This is a genomic window from Helicobacter sp. (assembly GCF_022511165.1).
In the GTDB taxonomy this organism is placed as follows: domain Bacteria; phylum Campylobacterota; class Campylobacteria; order Campylobacterales; family Helicobacteraceae; genus Helicobacter_C.
The window spans coordinates 1-2,685 of sequence record NZ_JAFLSB010000074.1 but is presented as its reverse complement, the minus strand read 5'-3'; the positions used below and the strand labels follow the sequence as shown (position 1 = coordinate 2,685).

The 2,685-nt window shown below is 35.9% G+C and carries 4 protein-coding genes; all 4 read left to right on the top strand.

What is annotated here, in order from left to right:
- Positions 1-420: 420 nt before the first annotated feature.
- On the top strand, positions 421-615 hold the full coding sequence (locus J1E28_RS07715; RefSeq protein WP_291028455.1) for a hypothetical protein: 195 nt from the start codon (positions 421-423) through the stop codon (positions 613-615).
- A gap of 25 nt (positions 616-640) precedes the next feature.
- Positions 641-1,717, top strand: coding sequence for a 3-oxoacyl-[acyl-carrier-protein] synthase III C-terminal domain-containing protein (locus tag J1E28_RS07710; RefSeq protein ID WP_291028453.1), 1,077 nt, complete (start codon positions 641-643; stop codon positions 1,715-1,717).
- Entirely contained in the window at positions 1,710-1,928 is a 219-nt protein-coding gene (locus J1E28_RS07705; protein ID WP_291028451.1) for an acyl carrier protein, read from the top strand. Before J1E28_RS07710 ends, J1E28_RS07705 begins: the two co-directional genes overlap by 8 nt.
- The coding region (locus J1E28_RS07700) for an SDR family oxidoreductase (protein ID WP_291028449.1) at positions 1,928-2,685 on the top strand (758 nt) is incomplete at its 3' end. The genes J1E28_RS07705 and J1E28_RS07700, both read left to right, overlap by 1 nt.

The window sequence follows — 2,685 nt, the reverse complement described above, 5'->3', positions numbered from 1 at the left end:
TGGGCGGAGAGCATTTTTATCTTGATGAAATAAATATCAGCCTTGAGGAGATGAGTAAGCTGTATTTTGAAAGCTTTGAAAAGATAATTGAGCAGGATTTGTAGGGAGATTAATGAGCTTATCACATTTTAACTAGAATTTCAAAGCCCCAACAAGCAAAATCACTACAAATACTTTTAGTACATTACCCTAAAACTTTCACCAAAATACGCGCAAAAGCAAAAAATATGTAGGTTATATGCTCATCAAATCCTCAAACTAAAAACATTAAGTGTGCAAAAACTTAAAGAAAACTAAAAATAAAATTCAAACTGCAATTTTGTTTCTCCACAAAATAGATTCTCATTTAAGCAAAGTTTTATGGGGGGGGGGGGCATAATAATTGCCTAATTAAGTTAAAAAAGATGTTAGTTGAAATAAATGAGTAAAAAAACACTTGGTATTTATGGAGCTGGAGGACTTGGGAGAGAAGTGCTTGAATTCGCTCAAATTATTAATGATGCTGTAAAAGAGTGGGATAACTTTATCTTTATTGTTGATAAAGAAGCAAGTAATGGAGTAAATAAAGTTAATGGTATTAAAGTTTTTGATTATGAAGAAGCTAAAGCACAATAGGTAGTAGTCTTATTAAGGAGTAAATATGGCAACATCTATCATCAAAAATATGCGAATAGCTGGAATCTCTGTTGTTCTTGGCGAACACAAAAAGCATTTTAAAGATGAACCTTTATGGTGGAACAATGAAAAGCATTGCAAAAAACTACAAAGCACAATAGGTTTTGATATTACCTATGTAGCAAACAAAGATACAACTACACTAAATCTATGTGAGGCGGCAAGTCTCAATATAATAAAAGCATTAGGGATTGAAGTTTCAAGTATTAATGCGATTGTAAGCATCACACAAACACCTGATTATCCTATACCCGGTAATGCACATATTTTGCATAAAAATTTAGGGCTAAATAAAGAATGTATCGCGCTTGATATGGAATTTGCTTGTTCTGGCTATGTGTATGGGCTATTTGTAGCAGGTATGCTTGTCAATGCTGGAATCAAGCGGGTTTTATTGGTAGTTGGAGATACTCTAAGTAAATACGTCAATAAAAAAGATAAGACTACTGCACCCTTATTTTCAGACACAGGAAGCGCGACTATTATCGATTTTGATACAAATGCTACAGATTCATACTTTATCCTCAAATCAGATGGTAATGGTTGGGAACAAATATACAAAAAAGCTGGAGCTTGTAAGATGCCAAGTAGTGAATTTACGCGGATTGAATCTAGCGATGAAAATGGCAATATTAGAAGTGCAGAAAATCTCTATATGAATGGCATAGAAGTGTTCAACTTTACGCTTACTGAACAGCCTTCACTTCTTGAAGAAACGCTTGATTTTGCTCATCTCACAAAAAATGACATTGATTATTTTGTACTTCATCAAGCAAATACCTATATTGTAGAATCTATACTTAAAAAAGCAGGGATTCCATTTGAAAAAGCACCAAGGATATTTTCAAAATATGGCAATCAAAATGCTGTTTCGATTCCCACTACTATTTGCGAGGAATTGCGCGATAAATTGGATAAAAAGAAAAAAGTCTTAATGCAGGGTTTTGGCGGAGGACTATCGTGGGGGGCTTGTATAGCTGACCTTGAGAATGTGCTTTGCTTAAAACCCCAAATCTACAAAGGAGGATATGTTGATGAGTAGGACAGAATTTTTAGAACATTTGCAAGAGATTTTTCAAACAGATGAGAAGCTCTCTTTTGAGATGAGACTTGATGAAATACAGGAGTGGGATTCTCTCTCCAAAATGACTACCCTAGCGTTTTTGGATAGAGAATTTTCAGTTACTATGGCAATAAGTGAAATAAGCAACTTTCAAACAATCGAAGATATAGCAAAAAAGTGTGGCTTGTAATGATTGCCTTTTCAAAAGAACAAGTGTATATCGTAACAGGCGCAAGCTCTGGCATAGGTGAATCTAGTGCTATTTTGCTGAATTCGCTTGGAGCGAGTATCATCGCCATAGGACGCAATAAGGAGCGGTTAGAGCAAATGAAAGCTCAATGCAAATACCCTGAAAATGTCTTTTTGGAGCAAAAGGACTTGGCAGAGGATATAGAAAATCTGCCAAATTATATAAAAGACTTAAAGGAAAAATATGGAAAATTTTCTGGGCTTGTTTATTGCGCTGGTATAAGCGCAATATGCGCATTGAGGGGGACTACCTATCAATATGCAAAGGAGATTTTTGATATAAATTATTTTGCAGTGTTGATGAGCATAAAAGCTGTGAGTGATAAAAGAAACAACATTGGGAAAGGCACTTCTATTGTTTGTATCTCATCTGCTGATGCGCTTTTTGGCACAAAGGGGCAAAATGTCTATGCTGCGACAAAAGCCGCACTTTCGGCTTCTATAAAGGCTATTTCAAAGGAAATTGCCCCGCTTGGAATGCGCATAAACGCTCTCTTGCCCTCAATGATTTCTACACCTATGACAGAAAATCAAAACATCAAAGAGCTTGAATACAATCAAATCATACACGAGCTATCTTACCCATTTGGCTGGGGTGAGCCAAGTGATGTGGCAAATATGGTGTGCTATCTCCTCTCAAATAAGGCAAAGTTTATTTCAGGGCAAAATTATATTATAGACAGCGGGGGGGGGGGGTT